Genomic DNA, 17,722 nt, shown 5'->3' with positions numbered 1-17,722 from the left:
AAATTATGAATGTTCAACACGCCCCACTCTTTAATAAACAAAATTAAGGCACCTCTATGCAGGCGACACAATTCCAAAATGCGCAAAAAGAACTGGCACTTTTTGACTTAGACCATACGTTGCTCGATGTCGATAGCGACTATCTGTGGGGCGAATATATCGTCAAGCATAACCTCGTCGACGAAGCCGAATATCGCACGGCCAACCAGAAGTTTTACCAAGACTATATCGAAGGCACACTGGATGCGACAGAATACAACGAATTTGTCGCGCAGTTTTTGAGTAGCTTGCCGTTGGATCGGCTTGATGAGCTAAGAGAAGACTATATCAAGTCTGAGATTGAGCCGCATATCCGCCCAAAAGCGATGGAGGTGCTCTGTCAGCACATCGAGCAAGGGCACGATGTGGTGATTATTTCTGCCACCAATGATTTTGTGGTGTCTGCGATTGCCAAACGGTTTGGTATTGCAAAAGCCAATGTATTGGCAACGCCGCTGGAAATAAAAAATGAGCGTTATACGGGTAAGCTCACCGATAAACCAAATTTTCAAGCAGGTAAGATATATCATTTAGATAAGTGGCTAAATAAGCAGCAAGTGGCTGGCATAACGTTTGAGAAGACTTATGCGTATTCAGACTCTAAAAATGACATTCCATTATTGGAATGGGCCGATGTGGCGGTCTGTGTGTCACCTGATGAGGCACTACATGCGCATGCCTTAGCGCATCGCTGGGCAGTGGAGGATTGGTCACTATAGGGTGTTTAATGTGGGGAGAGTCACAATTAGCCAACTATTTAGCGTCAATCTAATTTAAACTAGCGCCCTAGCGTTCATTCACTATCAACAGGATACAACATAGCTGCTGATATAAATGTTACTTGCGTGCTGTGTCTACGCTGACAGAGGCTGCGCAACATTTATGTCAGCAGCGCGTCACTATTTACGTATCAATTTTATTTTGTACCGACTATAGTTATTTATTTTTATTAAAAAAGCACAGGACTATTTATGGAAATCAACCCGTATCAAGAAAAAATCAAAGACTTGTCTGAGCGCGGACAGGACTTGCGGAGGTATCTTTGACTTCGATGGTAAGCAAGAACGCCTAGAAGAAGTCAATTTAGAGTTAGAAAACCCTGAGCTTTGGAATGATCCAGAGCGTGCGACCAAGATCAATAAAGAAAAAAGTCATCTTGATGGGGTCCTCGATGTGGTGGTCTCGCTTGAAACCACGCTAGAAGATGCGTCTGCCATGCTTGAGCTGGCGGTAGAAGCTGAAGATGAGTCGCTACTTGCCGATGTGCAAGCGGAGCTGGATCACGCTGAGACGCGCGTGGCTGATTTAGAGTTTCGCCGCATGTTTAGCGGTGAGATGGACCCGAACAATTGCTATTTGGACATTCAGTCGGGCAGTGGCGGCACCGAAGCGCAAGACTGGGCAGAGATGCTGCTGCGGATGTATACACGCTGGGCCGAAGCACATGGCTTTAAGGTGGATGTGATAGAAGTATCGGCAGGCAGTGTTGCTGGGATTAAATCAGCGACGATTGAGATTAAGGGCGACTATGCCTTTGGTTGGCTTCGTACCGAGATTGGCGTGCATCGTCTCGTCCGTAAGTCACCGTTTGATAGTAATAATGGTCGTCATACGTCATTTGCTGCGGTTTTTGTGTCTCCTGAAATTGATGATAATGTCGAGATTGATATCAATCCAGCAGATTTACGCATTGATACTTATCGCTCATCAGGTGCCGGTGGTCAGCACGTGAACACCACTGACTCTGCCGTTCGTATCACCCATGAGCCTTCAGGCGTGGTAGTAACTTGTCAAAACGAGCGTAGCCAACACGGCAACAAAGCCACCGCGATGAAGATGCTACGTGCTAAGCTCTATGAGCTTGAGATGCAAAAACGCATGGAAAAACAGCAAGCGGTCGAAGACAATAAATCTGACGTAGGCTGGGGCAGTCAAATACGCTCTTATGTACTGGATGACTCGCGTATCAAAGACTTGCGTACGGGCGTTGAAACCTTTAACACGGGTGCCGTGTTAGATGGTGACCTTGATCAATTTATTGAAGCGAGTTTAAAAGCAGGTCTGTAAAAATAACTTTGAAACATTTAAAATCTCATTAAGGACACATTATGCTAAGCGTGAACAAGTATTTTGACGATAAAGTAACGTCTATCGCCTTTCAAACAGCGACCAAACCGGCTACCGTTGGGGTGATGGAAATTGGTGAGTACGAATTTGGCACCAGTGAATTTGAGACCATGAGTGTGGTCAGCGGAGCCTTGACCGTCAAGCTACCGGAAGGTGACGAGTGGCAAACGTTTAGTGCTGGCGAGCAGTTTACCGTTGATGCCAATAAAACCTTCAACGTCAAAGTCGACGTAGAAACGGCTTACTTATGCGTTTATGGTAAGTAACGTTAATTCACTATAAAAATGATACATAGCTGCGAAATAAAGGTTACTTGCTTGCTGTGTCTACGCTGACAGCGGCTGCGCAAAATGTATTCCAGCAGCGCGTCAATATTAGCGTATCCATGCTATTTTGTACTGATAGTAGCATTTTTTAGGTTAAAGCTGTATTTATTACAATCAACGCCAAGTGTTTATCGCTTGGCGTTTTTTTTAGTACTAATTTGAAAGCCTCCAAAGATGAGCGCCAATTGTCAAAATAGGTTTTTACACAGGATTACACTTTATCCGTGGCAAATAAACAGCAAAAAAAACCGTCGTTTATTAAGCTAAAACGTCTAATGTCTCAAACGAGTGTTTTTATGACCAAAGTAAATGAGCAAACGGGCAAGCAAGATGTGCGCCATGATTATGAACACTTGGCTCGGCTAGCGAATTTACGCTATGTTAGTGATGATGAGCCAGGCTACGAGCGCAGGCGTTGGGGGCGCGGTTTTACCTATCGTGACGCGACTGGCAAAACAGTGAAAGACAAAGCACTGCGTCAGCGCTTTGAGGCGCTGGTAATACCGCCTATGTGGACAGAGGTGTGGATATGCCAAGACGAAAAAGGTCACCTGCAATCGACTGGGCGCGATGAGAAAGCACGTAAACAGTATCTGTATCATCCAGAGTGGGATCGCGTACGCGACCAAGCCAAGTTTGATGCGATGATAGGGTTTGCAGAGGCATTGCCAAACTTGCGTGCCCAAGTCGAAAAAGACTTGGAGGCGACGCCGCTATCACGAGCCAATGTCCTCGCGGCGGTGGTCAAATTATTAGAGACCACCTTGATACGTATCGGCAATAGCCGTTATGCCAAGCTGAATAAAAGCTACGGTCTTAGTACCTTACGGAGTAAGCATGTGAGTGAAACGGACACGGGTCTGGCGTTTGATTTCGTTGGTAAAAGTGCCAAGGAGCATCACGTTGAATTGCAAGATGAGCGTTTGATTGAGATTGTACAAGCGTGCTCTGATTTGCCAGGCTATCAGGTTTTTAAGTATTTGGATGAGCATGGTCACAAGCAAGTCGTCGATAGTAGCGACATCAATGAGTATCTACGGACACACATTTGCACCAATGACAGCAGTGGCGAGATGTACAGTGCAAAGGATTTTCGTACGTGGATGGCCAGTGTTTTGGCGGCCAGTCACTTGTATGATGAACTGCAAACGTCCGCAGGCAAAGCCATATTAGCCAGCGCGCCCAACAGCAATGAGCGCCAACAACTGATCACTGATATGGTGAAAAGTGTGGCAGAAGCGCTAGGCAATACGCCAGCTGTCTGCCGCGCCTCTTATATTAATCCTAGGATTATTGAGCGATTTTTAGCAGGGCAATTTTTCGAGCCTTATAAACAGGCACGCCGTGGCCATACCAATCAATACCAAAACTGCGAAGAGAAAGCGCTGCTTGGGTTTTTGCGTGCTGACGTTTAAGGCACGCGTAGTGGCGTTAAAGCACCAGATTTGCGCGTTTAGACGCATTCTTTTACCTATCCATGAATAAGTTTTATCAACCACATAGGATGACAAAATAAAAATGATACGTTATGTATTGAAATAATTATAGAAATGCGTTACTAATAGAGCACGTTAAATACGAATCTATCAAACGGGCATAGGATGTGACCGTCTTACCATCATCACCCCATTTTAACCGTTACCTGCTATTGCTAAAGGATTAGCTTATGAACATCACCTCTCAAACCTCTACTGTTACCGATGCAGATGCTTCAGTCACACCAAAAAATTATACCGATTATTATAATAATTTCGACATGAATACACTGTTGACGGAAATCTTTGGTGAGCACTTAGACGATCGCCTAAATGCCTATATGGCTTGTTGTGGCCGTCATGTACGCGATGGCCGCGCTGATAACATCGCGCTGGTACATGAAGATACAGCGGGCAATGTGACGCGCATGAGCTTTGCTGAGCTGGATCAGGCAAGTGCGCAAGTTGCCAACTTATTACAGTCTTATGGCGTAAAAGCGGGCGATAAGGTGGCGACCATGCTACCACGTACGCCTGAGCTGTTGACCATCGTACTAGCAATATGGCGTATCGGTGCCGTGTATCAGCCACTATTTACCGCTTTTGGCTACGATTCTATCAAGTACCGGATGGACAAGGCCGATACCAAAGTCGTCTTTACCAATGTCGATAATCGCGGCAAATTTGAAGACTTGGCTGAGCAAACCAAAATGGTATTGGTCGGCGAGGCAGCAGACGCGCAAACATGGGGCGATGATCACTATAGCCAGTCCATGGCTGCACAGTCGCAGACGATAGAACCTGTATTGCTCGATACTGATGCCCCATTTTTGCAGATGTTTACCTCGGGTACGGTGGGGAAATCTAAAGGCGTCAGCGTCCCGTTGGCAGCGTTACCTGCCTTTTATTTGTATATGCGTTATGCCATTGACTTACGCGAAGAGGATCACTATTGGAATATGGCAGATCCGGGCTGGGCATATGGGTTGTACTATGCTATTACAGGGCCGTTATTATTGGGCGTCACTACTTATTTCAATGAAGCTGGGTTTGATGCAACCAATACTCGTGACTTTATGGCGCGTCATCAGATTACCAATTTGGCCTCTTCACCAACCGCGTTTCGCATGATGAAGTCTAGTGGCGTATTTGAGAACGCTCATGACGAGGCCAATGCCAAGCTATCGCTACGCTGCGCCAACTCAGCAGGAGAGACTTTAAATACCGAGGTGGTCAATTGGGTGGAAACCTACTTAAACTGCAAGGTATGTGATCAGTACGGTCAAACAGAAACTGGCATGACGTGCTGTGAGCATCATGCACTGGTACATGATTGTCCAGTGGGTTCGATGGGTATGGCGCTACCTGGGCATACACTCGTGGTACTAGATGATGATTTGACTGTGTTGCCTGATGGGGAGCAAGGGCAGTTGGCCGTTGTGGTCAGTCAATCGCCCGCGTTTTACTTCCGTGGTTATAGCTGGAATGAAAAGCAGGCGTTTGCTGGTGACTACTACCTAACGGGTGATGTGGTCGAGCGTCATAGTGATGGCAGCTACTGGTTCTCAGGGCGCGATGACGATATTATCATTACAGCAGGCTACCGCGTGGGTCCCACCGATGTCGAAAACACCGTGTTAGAGCATGAGGCAGTCGCGGAGTCAGCTGCTGTGGGTGTACCAGATGAGGTGCGTGGGCATACCATCAAGGCGTATGTGGTACTAAAAGAGGGCATCGTGGGTAGTGACGAGATTGCTCAGCAAATTCAAGATCTCGTACGCAAACGTTTGTCGACTCATGCTTATCCGCGTGAGGTTGAGTTTGTGGCAGAGTTACCAAAGACACCCAGTGGCAAAATTCAGCGCTTTTTACTGCGCAGTTTGTCTGCGGCGTAGACACAATCAACTCAAAATAAAAAAGTAAGGAACAATCATGCAAATTGAACAACACAGCTTTTTGGTGACAGGTGGCGCATCGGGTCTTGGCGAGTCAGTGGTACGTGCCATCATTGCTCAAGGCGGCAACGTCGTTATCGCTGATCTCAATGGCTCTGCTGGGCAAGCATTGGTCGATGAGTTGGGTGATAGCGCGCGTTTTGTCCGTTGTGATGTGACCCGTGGCGATGAGGTGCAAGCGGCAGTTGATATGGCTGAAAAAGCGTTTGGCGGCCTGCAAGGGTCGGTTAATTGCGCTGGGATCGCTGTCGTGCAAAAGCTGCTGGATCGTGACAATAATCCAGCGGATCTTGAGTCCTTTAGTCGCGGGGTGAATATCAACCTTGTGGGTTCTTTTAACGTCGCGCGTTTGGTCGCGGCCAGTATTGCGAAGCGTGTGGCTCATGATAGTCATGCAGGAGCCACTGTAGAAAATAACATCGATCAGGGTGTCATTATTAACACAGCTTCTATCGCGGCCTTTGATGGTCAAGTGGGTCAAGCCAGTTATGCTTCGTCCAAAGCGGGCGTGGTTGGTTTGACCTTACCGCTTGCTCGTGAGCTTGCGCGTCATGGTATCCGTGTCATGACCATCGCACCAGGTGTCTTTGCTACGCCGATGATGCAAAGTATCCCTGAAAAAGCGCGTGAGCAGTTAGAGGCTGGTGTGCCTTATCCTAAGCGTTTAGGTAATCCAAATGAATTTGCCAAATTGGTCACACACATCATTGACAATGCTTATCTAAACGGCGAGGTTATTCGTCTAGACGGAGCGATTCGTATGGTGTAGTGCTTTTTAAGCACTGCCAATTTCCTTTGAGTTTATCTTTCTTGTTTTATTCATCACTTTTGTACAAAGACTGACATAGCGCTTTGAGATAATATGATTAACTGCTGCCCGGGTTAATGATAAGGCTCCAAGCCTGTGTCATTTTTTATACGCAGCTTCTTACCTATACACACAGTTTTTTACCTATAAGCGCCAAACTGCTATCCAAAGTTTTTGGTAGATCTTCTCTTAAATCAACGCTTTATTTTCTCTGTAGTATTGAGTAAACCTTCTTCTCACTGTTTTTAATTTATACTCTTGAAATACCTGCTTAATGTGCCTATTAATGTTCTATGATGATATCATCACAATTAGTAGGGGTTTATGTGCCATGAAACAAGGCTATGCAACAAGACCACGAAGCAATGGTTTTTTTGCTACTTACTAATAAGTCATTGTTTATGGTTGACAGCTTATATAGATGAGTTGAAATCTGGCACGTTACCCCCTATATAGATAACAGCTAATAGTGATGGATACTTGTGAAAATTGGTGATAAATACCGTATTTCCAGTATCTTATTTCATATCAACTGACTAAAAATACTAATTATAAAAGGACACCATAATGAGGTTCGAAAAGTTTACCCAAAAACTGCAATCTGCCATTCAAGAAGCACAAAGCCTAGCGTTAGGCCGCGATCATACCGGCATAGATCCTGTGCACCTGCTGGCTGTATTGCTACAAGATGAATCCAACTTGTCTATTTGCCAACAAGCGGGCGCCTCTATCCCAGCGTTAAAGAATGGCGTGGCAAAGGCATTGGACAATCAAGCAACGATTAGCGAGCCGACAGGCGACGTTAATTTAAACCCAAACTCAGTAAAAATTCTAAACTTAGCAGATCGCCAAGCACAAAAAGAAGGTGATGATTTTATTGCTACTGAGTGGGTGATGTTGGCACTCGCTGAGCAAGGCGAAACCAAAAAAATATTTGAAAGTGCTGGCGTGACGGCGAGCAAATTAAAAGCGGTCATTGAGCAATTGCGTGGTGATGAGACAGTGAACAATCAAAATGCTGAAGATCAGCGAGATGCGTTGAATAAATATACGATCAACCTGACTGAGCAGGCGGAGCAGGGAAAGCTTGACCCCGTGATTGGCCGTGACGAAGAGATTCGCCGTACCATTCAAGTACTCTCCCGTCGTACCAAAAACAATCCTGTGCTGATTGGGGAGCCAGGCGTTGGTAAAACGGCTATCGTTGAAGGCTTGGCACAAAAAATCATCAATGGCGATGTACCCGAAGGTTTACGCCGTAAAGAAGTGCTGTCGCTTGACTTAGGGGCATTGATTGCGGGCGCAAAATTCCGCGGTGAGTTTGAAGAGCGTCTCAAAGCAGTGCTCAGCGACTTGGCCAAGCAAGAAGGCAATGTCATCTTGTTCATTGATGAGCTGCACACGATGGTTGGGGCTGGCAAGTCAGATGGCGCGATGGATGCGGGCAATATGCTAAAACCAGCGCTTGCTCGTGGTGAGCTGCATTGCGTTGGTGCCACGACATTGGACGAATATCGCCAATATATCGAAAAAGATGCGGCGCTTGAACGTCGTTTTCAAAAAGTCATGGTCGATGAGCCAACAGTTGAAGACACTATTGCGATTTTACGTGGTCTCAAAGAGCGTTATGAGCTGCATCATGGGGTTGATATTCAGGACAGCGCGATTATTGCGGCCGCTCGTATGAGTCATCGTTATATTACCGATCGTAAGCTACCGGATAAAGCGATTGATTTGATTGATGAGGCAGCCAGCCGCTTACGTATGGAGATGGATAGCAAGCCTGAAGCATTGGGTAAGCTGGACAGTCGTTTGATTCAGCTGAAAATGCAGCGCGAAGTCTTGAAAAATGAAGAAGACGCGGGCGCACAAGCAGAGCGTAAAGTGCTCGATGCGCAAATTGAAGAGCTAGAAAAAGAATACGCTGATCTCAACGAGATTTGGCAAGCAGAGAAAGCACTCGTCAAAGGCAGTCAGCAGCTAAAAGACGAGCTGGATAAAGCGCGTATTGCTTATGATAAAGCCAGTCGTGAAGGCGACTATGAGACCATGAGTAAGCTACAGTACGAGACCATTCCGCAGTTAGAGCGCCGTATTACGGAGTCTGATCTGGCGGAACAAAAAGAGCAGACAGGTGAAGACAGCTCTGTGAAACTGCTACGTAATAAAGTCACGGACAATGAAATTGCTGAAGTGGTTGCCGCAGCGACTGGCATCCCTGTGAGTAAAATGATGCAAGGCGAACGTGACAAGATGCTCGCAATGGAAGAAAAACTCCATGAGCGTGTGATTGGTCAAGATGAGGCGGTCGAAGCGGTAGCCAATGCGGTACGCCGTAGTCGGGCAGGATTGTCTGATCCCAATCGCCCGTCAGGCTCGTTCTTATTCTTAGGCCCTACTGGTGTCGGTAAAACGGAGTTGACCAAGTCGCTTGCGAACTTCTTGTTTGATAGTGAAGATGCGATCGTACGTATCGACATGAGCGAATACATGGAGAAGCATAGCGTCAGCCGCTTGGTGGGTGCGCCTCCAGGGTACGTCGGCTATGAAGAAGGTGGCGCATTAACCGAGGCCGTACGCCGTAAGCCTTATAGTGTGATTTTGTTTGATGAAGTTGAAAAAGCGCACCCTGATGTGTTCAATATCTTGCTACAAGTATTGGATGACGGCCGCTTAACGGACTCACAGGGTCGCGTGGTGGACTTCAAAAATACGGTTATCATCATGACCAGTAATTTGGGTTCGCATAAAATCCAAGAGATGGTTGGTGAAAGCTATGATGATATCAAAGCTGAGGTGATGGAGTCGGTGGGGCAGCATTTCCGCCCAGAGTTCGTCAACCGGATTGACGAGATTGTGGTGTTCCATCCGCTTGGTATGTCACAGATGGCAGGCATCGCTGACATTCAGTTGGATCGATTGCGCAAGCGCTTGCATGAGCGTGAGATGGATATCGAACTATCAGCCGATGCGATGAACAAGCTAGTGGCGGTCGGCTACGATCCTGTATATGGTGCGCGACCACTCAAACGTGCCATTCAGCAAGAGATCGAAAACCCATTGTCACTCAAATTGCTGGCGGGTGATTTTGTCGCCGGTGACATTATCAAAGTCGATGTTGGGGCGGATGATAAGCTGGTTTTTGACAAACTTAGAATGAGCTAATACTAAACACTACAAGGCTGTTTTTAAATAGGAAAATCAACCCCTTACTTGCTATCGCAGGTAAGGGGTTTTTGTGTGATGTACTATTATTTTTACCGTTTAGACACGGTTACTATGCTATAAATAAGATAGGCTTTAACAGTACAAATGTAAAATGAATGGAGAAGAAAAAATGACGGTATCTACCAAAAAATATATAAGCGCGCCATTAACCTTGCCGATCATCATAGCAGGGCTCTTGTTTAGTAACGCCGCTTGCTCCAATCAATCGGCAGTCAGCACCAATGCAGAATCGACAGAGTACAAAGAAGTAAAAACCTCTGCTACAGACTCACCAATGAGTTCTGAAAAACCCGCCTTTACCACGAAAGCCGTTGCTACTTTTTCTGAGCCTTGGGCCATGACGGCGCTCCCTAAGCTTGACAATGAACCGCTAAAACTGCTTGTGACGCAAAAGTCGGGTGAGTTGTTTGTGGTCAACACCGCAACAGGCGTTAAGACAGCCATCACTGGTGTACCGAACGTGGCCTATGGCGGGCAGGGCGGTCTCGGAGACATTATCCTTGCCCCTGACTTTGCGACTTCTAATAACCTATATATAAGCTATGCAGAAGCGGGCAAAGGCGGCGAGCGCAATAAGTTTGGTGCCAAGGTAATAAAAGCCAGATTGACGGGATTAAACACCAGTTCGCCAAGCTTGCAGGAGATTACATCGATTTGGCAGCAGAAGCCAAAAGTGAAAGGGCAAGCTCATTATAGTCACCGCTTACTCTTTTCACCTGATGGTCAGTACTTATATATCAGCTCAGGTGAACGCCAAAAAAAAGAACCAGCACAAGATATGTCCATGAATTTGGGTAAAATCATTCGGTTGTATCCTGATGGTTCGGTGCCCGCAGACAATCCATTTGTAGACAATTCCAATGAGGTGGCTGCTCAATTTTGGAGCATCGGTCACCGTAATGTACTGGGCATGGCGTTCGATGATAGTGGCAGATTATGGGCGCACGAAATGGGTCCAAGGGGCGGCGATGAGTTTAACCTCATTGAGTCCGGTAATAATTATGGCTGGCCCGTGGTGTCAAATGGTCGCAATTACTCAGGTACGCCAATCCCAGATCATGATACGCATCCTAAATTTGCCGCGCCAAAGATTTCGTGGACGCCTGTGATTTCCCCGTCATCCATGAGCAAGTATACGGCTGGCACGCACAATGACTTTCCAGCGTGGCGCGGTGATTTTCTGATGGGTGGATTGTCATCGAAAGCCCTTATTGTGGTTGATGTGAATGATGACAACACCGCTTCTGAGCGCTATCGCTATGATATGGGCGAGCGTATTCGTAGTGTACTGGCAGTAGATGGGCAGGTGTGGATGTTAGAAGATGGTAGCGACAGTAATCTGTTACGACTGTCACCGAAATAGACAACGCTATATTTGCCGCTAAAAATTCGATAGGTGGACTGCTACGGATGTACTCCTCCCCAGATACTCTATTTTTGTAATGTATGGTCTGAGATAGCAAGGATAATATAAGCGGGTTCTCTCGATAGAGAACTCGTGAATACTCGAATTAAATTTGATAGTTGTCAGTTACCTTGTTAAGGTTAGTCTCCTAAAAAATTAAGGCTAATAAAAAAATGGACCATGTAAAAGTTGGCCGCTTAGGCCCTTTTCCACGGGTGAGTAAACCTGTGTTTATTACATCGTCACTGTTGATTATTGGATTTATTATTTTCGGAGCATTTTTTACCGAAACAGCAGGGGCACTCTTTAGTTTCTTACAAAATTTTATTACCGATAAATTCGGTTGGCTTTTTATTATCTTAGTCAATGTGGCGCTTGTACTCTGTATTTACTTAGCCATGAGCCGTTATGGTGACATTCGGTTAGGCAATCAAACCGAGCGACCACAGTACAATCTGTTTTCATGGATTGGCATGTTGTTTTCCGCCGGTATTGGTATTGGTTTGGTCTACTGGGGTACCGCAGAGCCACTGTACCATTTCATGGCACCGCCAATGGGTGAAGCAGAAACAGTGGCGGCAGCAAAGCAAGCGATGAACATCTCATTTGTGCACTGGGGTTTACACGCTTGGGCCGTTTATACGGTTGTGGCGTTATCCTTAGCGTATTTTCATTTCCGCCGTGGCTTACCTTTATCGATTCGATCGACACTATATCCTTTGCTTGGCAAAAGGATTTATGGTCGATGGGGGCACACGGTCGATATCTTGGCAGTGTTTGGGACGATGTTTGGTGTGGTTACCTCACTTGGGCTTGGGGTGATGCAGATCAATGCTGGACTCGAGAAGCTGTTTGGTCTGCCTAACAGTATCACTGTGCAGTTTGCTTTGATTGCTTTTATCACAGCGCTTGCAGCGGCTTCTGTCATGATGGGTTTAGACAAAGGTATTAAGCGTCTTAGTGACATTAATATTGGGTTTACGGTCATTTTATTGGCATTCATGGTCATTTTGGGACCGACACTCTTTATCTTTGATAGCTTTATCGAAAATATTGGAAATTATCTCACATCGGTTGTATCGCTAGGTACGTGGGGTGAGTCTTATAGTGGGACGGATTGGCAGAGTGGTTGGACGATATTTTATTGGGCATGGTGGGTCAGTTGGGCCCCATTCGTCGGTATATTTATTGCCCGTATCTCTCGTGGTCGTACTATTCGTGAGTTTACACTTGGGGTGCTGCTGATCCCTATGCTGATTTTATTCTTTTGGTTCACGACCTTTGGTGGCGTTGCGATTCATATGGAGCTTGCTTCTGCTGTGACGGGCATTAGTCCAGGACTGGTTGAAGCGGTACAAGCAGATACCGGTAGTGCCATCTTTAAATTGGTCGAGTACTATCCGTTGGCGAAACCGATTACGTTACTGGTGGTGGTTATGATCATGCTTTGGTTTGTGACGTCGTCAGACTCGGCAAGTTTTGTCATTGATATGTTGACCGCTGGTGGCGATACCAATCCACCAAAGATCCAGCGTTTGTTTTGGGCCACGACAGAAGGAGTTATTGCTGCTATTTTACTTGCGGCTGGTGGACTGGGGGCACTACAGGCGGCTGCCATCGTAGCAGGACTGCCATTTGCGTTGGTGGTGTTTGTGATGATGTACGCGTTATTACGGGGTCTTAGTCGTGATCGTCTGATTTTGTATCGCGCTCAGCAGAGCTTTATTACGGATGAGTCAGCGGATCACAATTCGGCCAATGAGTTCGTTGACGAGCATTTACTAAAAGGGCCGCCTAAGATAGTTAAAGGTGACTAATAAGTAAAACAGCCTGTCAAGCCGTTCCTATAAGCCCCAATTTATTCGTAAATTGGGGCTTATTTATTGCAATGAGTGAGATGAGTTTATTGAGAAGCAAGATGCTTTGGCTAACATAAGATTCAATATATCTCTATCATTTCTAGGTATTAAACTCTGTTTTGAAGGTGTTACATTTGATAATTGGCTCAGACCTTGTTATGGTGGCGCACTTTTTTGGGAAAATACCTATGGATCATGTAAAAGTTGGCCGCTTAGGCCCTTTTCCGCGGGTAAACAAACCTGTATTTTTAACGTCAGCGCTTTTGATTGTGGTATTCATTATCTTTGGTGCGTTATTTAACGAACAAGCAGAGATCGTCTTTAACCAAGCAAAAGCATTTGTTTCTTTACGCTTTGGTTGGTTCTTTATTGTGGTGGTTAATTTAGCCCTACTGATGAGTGTGTATTTGATATTTAGTCGCTACGGCGATATTAGGCTCGGTCATCAGACAGAGAGACCTGAGTACAATTTAGTGTCTTGGATTGGTATGTTGTTTTCGGCAGGTATCGGTATTGGCTTGCTATATTGGGGAACAGCAGAGCCGTTGTATCACTTTATGGCCCCGCCGCTGGGCGAGGCACAGACCATAGAAGCGGCCAAACTTGCGATGAATATTTCATTCTTGCATTATGGTTTTCATGTGTGGGCAATCTATGGCATCGTCGCTTTGGCATTGGCTTATTTTCACTACCGTGTTGGTTTGCCATTGGCCATCCGCTCAACCCTTTATCCTTTAATCGGTAAAAAAATCTACGGACCTATGGGTCATACCGTCGATACGCTAGCAGTCTTTGGGACGATGTTTGGGGTAGTGACGACACTGGGTCTTGGCGTACTACAGATCAATTCTGGTCTTGATACGTTGTTTGGTATTCCTAATAGTATTACGACTCAGATTGTTTTGATTGCTCTCATTACAGGTCTTGCGGCTTTATCCTTGATGATGGGACTGGATAAAGGAATCAAGCGTTTAAGTGATATCAATATCTTTTTGACGGTCGTACTCCTAAGCTTTGTCATTATCTTAGGACCTACCCAGTTCATACTGAATAGTTTTATTGAAAATGTCGGTAATTATCTGCACCAAGTCATTCCATTAGGTACGTGGACTGAGTCGTATGAGGGTGAAGATAACTGGCAGTCATATTGGACCATATTCTATTGGGCGTGGTGGATCAGCTGGTCACCATTTGTTGGTGTGTTTGTCGCGCGTATCTCGCGTGGCCGTACTATTCGTGAGTTTATATTGGGTGTGTTACTGATCCCTGTGACGATCCTATTTATATGGTTTACTGCCTTTGGCGGCTCGGCAGTCAACATGGAGCTAATGGCAGCAATCACTCCGGACATGGCAAGTCCAGGTCTTGTTGAAGCCGTAAAAGCGGATACAGGTAGTGCTATCTTTAAGTTGATGGAGCTATACCCTTTTACAGACGCGATATCATTATTGATTATTGTGATGATTGTCCTGTGGTTTGTGACGTCATCGGACTCGGCCAGTTTTGTCATTGATATGCTGACTTCAGGGGGCGATACCAATCCGCCAAAAATTCAGCGTTTATTTTGGGCAGGTACGGAAGGGGTGATTGCAGCGGTTTTATTGGCAGCTGGCGGTCTAGGTGCATTACAGGCAGCGTCTATCGTTTCAGGATTTCCGTTTGCTGTGGTTATTGTGATTATGATGTATTCTTTGTTGCGTGGTCTGAGCCGAGACCGCTTGATTTTGTACCGTAACCAGCAGTGGTACACGACTGAAGAATCGGCGGAACACAATTCAGCGAATGAGTTCCCTGATGAAAACTTGTTAAAAGGGCCACCTGTGCTTGAAAAAGACGTCTAAACGCTAGCCGTTGTACATGATGTCTATAAGATACCCAGCTTATTATCAGCTGGGTATTTTTATGGGCGTTTGATAGCCAACGAAAAAGTAAGGCTGGGTAGACAATTTAAGATATCGTCAGTTAAAAATACAATCGATACGTGAATATGTCTGTGCTAATGGGATAGATTTTTCTTGTTTGCTGCTCACAGGCGTGACATAGGCTGCGCAAGATTTATCCCAGATTTACTTTATTCCTTTTAAATTGAACCAGCTATAGACTAGTTACATTCACCTTTTACATAGCCTACTGCTTCAGGTTTACCGCAGGCTGAACAGGCATTCCCTGCTGTACGATAGCTGATGACTGAGCCAACCTGAGTTTTTACGCAGACAGGATCATACTGCATGGTACACATGGTATCTGCAGAGCTAGCTGGGGGACACTGAGTAAAAGGGCCGTCAGGTAGCGAATTTTGGGCATTGGTCGGTTGGGTAGGCGTAGTATCAGGCGTCACTGAGCTGGGCAGGTAGCTACAGCTTGCTAATGCCATTGTCAGGGTTAAGCCAAACAATGAAGATTTGAGCAGGTTGATCATAATGATATGTCCTTATAAATGAGTGTAATAATGTCCTATTGTCGATAGGCAGTTTTCATATTTTGATAAACTGCCGTTTCGCATTTATAGTAGCGCATTTGTAGATGGCTATCTATAGTCAGGCACAGTAAGTCAATAAATCTTAAACAATGACCAAAAAACCCAAGCTCAGTATAGAGCTTGGGTTCTAATATTACGATTATAGCACCACTGATTTAACGGTAAGGTATCAAACGCGTTAGAACGTTTTATTCAGCTGACTTATCGTCTTGATTGATTTGTACATATTTATCAAAGTTTTGCGCATAATCAGTCAGGTTGTCGCTTAACATTTGGCGATATTGTTTAACATAAAACTCAACGATATCGTCTTTTTCTTTGGCAAAATCGTCGCCTTTGACAAAACCGATAGAAGCGACTGAAGCACTGTAACGTGCTGCTGCGTACAATAGCGAAGCGCCTACTTGTCCTGAATGTGCTTCTGGTCCTAGTTGACTGTTGGCGACACCGATGATGGCATCAGCGCGTTGATAAAATGCCTGCATTTCAGGGGTGATCTCAATGTTTGTATCAACATTGTTGTCTTGAGTGTTGCTGTCTTGAGACATAAGCGACTCCTAATAAGTGTCGGGGATTTTGAGTTTATAAAGACGATTTGCATATGGTTTTAAACGATTATGTTATAAACCAGCGTCTGCTTTTAAGACCTCAGCTTTGTCTGTTTTTTCCCATGTAAAGGCAGTTTCTGAGCCTGGGCGACCAAAATGACCGAAAGTGGCCGTTTGCTGATACATTGGCTGCAGTAAGTTTAGCATGCGAGTAATGCCATAAGGGCGCAGATCAAAATGCGTGCGAATCAGACGAATAATCTCATCATTACTGATTTTGCTGGTGCCAAACGTGTTGACAGAGATAGAGGTTGGCTCAGCGACCCCAATGGCATAACTGACTTGTACTTCACAGCGCTCAGCCAGTCCTGCTGCGACGATATTTTTGGCAACGTAACGAACGGCATAAGCGGCACTGCGATCCACTTTTGAAGGGTCTTTGCCACTAAATGCACCGCCACCATGACGCGCCATACCACCATAAGTATCAACGATGATTTTACGACCCGTCAATCCTGCATCACCAACAGGGCCGCCAATGACGAATTTACCCGTTGGATTGATGTGGTAGCGTGTACCAGCATGCAGTAGATCCGCTGGCAGTACTTGCTTGATGATAGACTCCATAACGGCTTCTTGCAGATCCGTTTGTGAGATGCTTGGATCATGTTGTGTCGATAACACAACGGCATCAATCGCCACTGGTTTATTACCATCATATTTTAGTGTCACTTGCGCCTTTGCATCCGGACGTAACCAAGGTAGCTCACCTGCGCGGCGCAGCTCAGATTGACGCTCCATCAAGCGATGAGCGAATTCAATAGGGGCAGGCATTAAGACTTCAGTTTCATTGCTGGCATAACCAAACATAAGACCTTGATCGCCTGCACCTTGCTCTTCAGGATCACTGCGATCGACCCCTTGGGCAATTTCAGGAGATTGCTTGCCAAGCATGTTAATCACTGCGCAAGTTTCGCCATCAAAGCCTAAGTCGGAATGATGATAGCCAATACCATTCACCGTATCACGCACAATACGCTCAACATCGATATTTGCCGTCGTGGTGACTTCACCTGCTAGTATCACCGCACCCGTCTTAACCAAGGTTTCGCATGCCACGCGTGCATGTAGGTCTTCACGTAAGATAGCGTCAAGGATGGCGTCTGAGATTTGGTCAGCCATTTTATCAGGATGGCCTTCGCTCACAGATTCGGAGGTAAATAAGTTGTATTCACGCATAATGGGATCGCTTAATTGAATCAATAAGGGTAGGAAAAAGCATGACGCCTGCGCGCCGCTTTGATTAAAGTTGGCCGTGCAATCAGTTGCTTGGCAGATAATTGGTGTTGCTAGATTTTGGTAATAGAACCAATCCCAAAAAATATGACTAGCTGTCTCAAACTCGTTTAGCTTGCTATTCAAATTTTTGGCAATGATACAAATTTAAAGAATGCTTTTTTATAGTGATAAATT

The 17,722-nt window shown here is 45.6% G+C and carries 13 protein-coding genes; 10 read left to right on the top strand and 3 right to left on the bottom strand.

Annotated features, from left to right (window positions below; all coding sequences use genetic code 11):
• Positions 1-56: 56 nt before the first annotated feature.
• The 10 genes from B2P60_RS05990 to B2P60_RS05945 all read left to right on the top strand — a co-directional run bounded on the left by B2P60_RS05990 (position 57) and on the right by B2P60_RS05945 (position 15,063).
• The gene (locus B2P60_RS05990; RefSeq protein WP_193005452.1) at positions 57-758 is read left to right on the top strand and encodes an HAD family hydrolase; all 702 of its coding nucleotides are present in this window, start codon (positions 57-59) and stop codon (positions 756-758) included.
• A gap of 252 nt (positions 759-1,010) precedes the next feature.
• Positions 1,011-2,106 (top strand): peptide chain release factor 2 gene (gene prfB / locus B2P60_RS05985; RefSeq protein ID WP_230708460.1). Its coding sequence is split into 2 segments (ribosomal slippage): positions 1,011-1,082 and positions 1,084-2,106, totalling 1,095 coding nucleotides; the frame shifts between segments, so codons are not numbered across the junction.
• A 41-nt stretch (positions 2,107-2,147) separates the two neighbouring features.
• Positions 2,148-2,432: a pyrimidine/purine nucleoside phosphorylase gene (locus B2P60_RS05980; RefSeq protein WP_230708458.1), complete on the top strand. Its 285-nt coding sequence runs from the start codon at positions 2,148-2,150 to the stop codon at positions 2,430-2,432.
• Positions 2,433-2,788: 356 nt separating this feature from the next.
• Complete coding sequence (locus B2P60_RS05975) at positions 2,789-3,907, top strand: DNA topoisomerase IB (protein WP_230708456.1); 1,119 nt, start codon at positions 2,789-2,791, stop codon at positions 3,905-3,907.
• A gap of 251 nt (positions 3,908-4,158) precedes the next feature.
• Positions 4,159-5,862 (top strand): AMP-binding protein, encoded by a 1,704-nt coding sequence (locus tag B2P60_RS05970; RefSeq protein WP_230708454.1) that lies wholly within the window; start codon positions 4,159-4,161, stop codon positions 5,860-5,862.
• 37 nt (positions 5,863-5,899) lie between these two features.
• Positions 5,900-6,691: an SDR family NAD(P)-dependent oxidoreductase gene (locus B2P60_RS05965; protein ID WP_230708452.1), complete on the top strand. Its 792-nt coding sequence runs from the start codon at positions 5,900-5,902 to the stop codon at positions 6,689-6,691.
• 606 nt (positions 6,692-7,297) lie between these two features.
• On the top strand, positions 7,298-9,895 hold the full coding sequence (gene clpB / locus B2P60_RS05960) for an ATP-dependent chaperone ClpB (protein ID WP_193005458.1): 2,598 nt from the start codon (positions 7,298-7,300) through the stop codon (positions 9,893-9,895).
• A gap of 172 nt (positions 9,896-10,067) precedes the next feature.
• Positions 10,068-11,321, top strand: coding sequence for a PQQ-dependent sugar dehydrogenase (locus tag B2P60_RS05955; protein ID WP_193005459.1), 1,254 nt, complete (start codon positions 10,068-10,070; stop codon positions 11,319-11,321).
• 215 nt (positions 11,322-11,536) lie between these two features.
• Positions 11,537-13,180 carry a BCCT family transporter gene (locus tag B2P60_RS05950; protein WP_193005460.1) on the top strand — a complete coding sequence of 548 codons (1,644 nt, stop codon included), beginning with the start codon at positions 11,537-11,539 and terminating at the stop codon, positions 13,178-13,180.
• 230 nt (positions 13,181-13,410) lie between these two features.
• Positions 13,411-15,063 (top strand): BCCT family transporter, encoded by a 1,653-nt coding sequence (locus B2P60_RS05945; RefSeq protein WP_193005461.1) that lies wholly within the window; start codon positions 13,411-13,413, stop codon positions 15,061-15,063.
• A 260-nt stretch (positions 15,064-15,323) separates the two neighbouring features.
• Here B2P60_RS05945 and B2P60_RS05940 read toward each other — a convergent pair whose 3' ends face one another.
• The 3 genes from B2P60_RS05940 to metK form a co-directional block, all read right to left on the bottom strand.
• Positions 15,324-15,641: a hypothetical protein gene (locus B2P60_RS05940; protein WP_193005462.1), complete on the bottom strand. Its 318-nt coding sequence runs from the start codon at positions 15,639-15,641 to the stop codon at positions 15,324-15,326.
• A 248-nt stretch (positions 15,642-15,889) separates the two neighbouring features.
• Positions 15,890-16,249 carry a DUF3144 domain-containing protein gene (locus B2P60_RS05935; protein WP_286739982.1) on the bottom strand — a complete coding sequence of 120 codons (360 nt, stop codon included), beginning with the start codon at positions 16,247-16,249 and terminating at the stop codon, positions 15,890-15,892.
• A 72-nt stretch (positions 16,250-16,321) separates the two neighbouring features.
• Positions 16,322-17,488: a methionine adenosyltransferase gene (gene metK, locus B2P60_RS05930; protein ID WP_193005500.1), complete on the bottom strand. Its 1,167-nt coding sequence runs from the start codon at positions 17,486-17,488 to the stop codon at positions 16,322-16,324.
• Positions 17,489-17,722 lie beyond the last annotated feature (234 nt).

This window comes from Psychrobacter sp. UBA3068, from assembly GCF_002366815.1.
In the GTDB taxonomy this organism is placed as follows: Bacteria; Pseudomonadota; Gammaproteobacteria; order Pseudomonadales; family Moraxellaceae; genus Psychrobacter; species Psychrobacter namhaensis.
Note: the sequence above shows the minus strand (reverse complement) of the source record. Positions and strands in the feature narration are given on the sequence as shown.

Coding starts and splice junctions, on each gene's coding strand:
- B2P60_RS05950 (WP_193005460.1), top strand. CDS start 11,537: ATGGACCATGTAAAAGTTGGCCGCTTAGGCCCTTTTCCACGGGTGAGT.
- B2P60_RS05990 (WP_193005452.1), top strand. CDS start 57: ATGCAGGCGACACAATTCCAAAATGCGCAAAAAGAACTGGCACTTTTT.
- B2P60_RS05935 (WP_286739982.1), bottom strand. CDS start 16,249: ATGTCTCAAGACAGCAACACTCAAGACAACAATGTTGATACAAACATT.
- clpB (WP_193005458.1), top strand. CDS start 7,298: ATGAGGTTCGAAAAGTTTACCCAAAAACTGCAATCTGCCATTCAAGAA.
- B2P60_RS05945 (WP_193005461.1), top strand. CDS start 13,411: ATGGATCATGTAAAAGTTGGCCGCTTAGGCCCTTTTCCGCGGGTAAAC.
- B2P60_RS05965 (WP_230708452.1), top strand. CDS start 5,900: ATGCAAATTGAACAACACAGCTTTTTGGTGACAGGTGGCGCATCGGGT.
- metK (WP_193005500.1), bottom strand. CDS start 17,488: ATGCGTGAATACAACTTATTTACCTCCGAATCTGTGAGCGAAGGCCAT.
- B2P60_RS05955 (WP_193005459.1), top strand. CDS start 10,068: ATGACGGTATCTACCAAAAAATATATAAGCGCGCCATTAACCTTGCCG.
- B2P60_RS05975 (WP_230708456.1), top strand. CDS start 2,789: ATGACCAAAGTAAATGAGCAAACGGGCAAGCAAGATGTGCGCCATGAT.
- B2P60_RS05970 (WP_230708454.1), top strand. CDS start 4,159: ATGAACATCACCTCTCAAACCTCTACTGTTACCGATGCAGATGCTTCA.
- B2P60_RS05980 (WP_230708458.1), top strand. CDS start 2,148: ATGCTAAGCGTGAACAAGTATTTTGACGATAAAGTAACGTCTATCGCC.
- B2P60_RS05940 (WP_193005462.1), bottom strand. CDS start 15,641: ATGATCAACCTGCTCAAATCTTCATTGTTTGGCTTAACCCTGACAATG.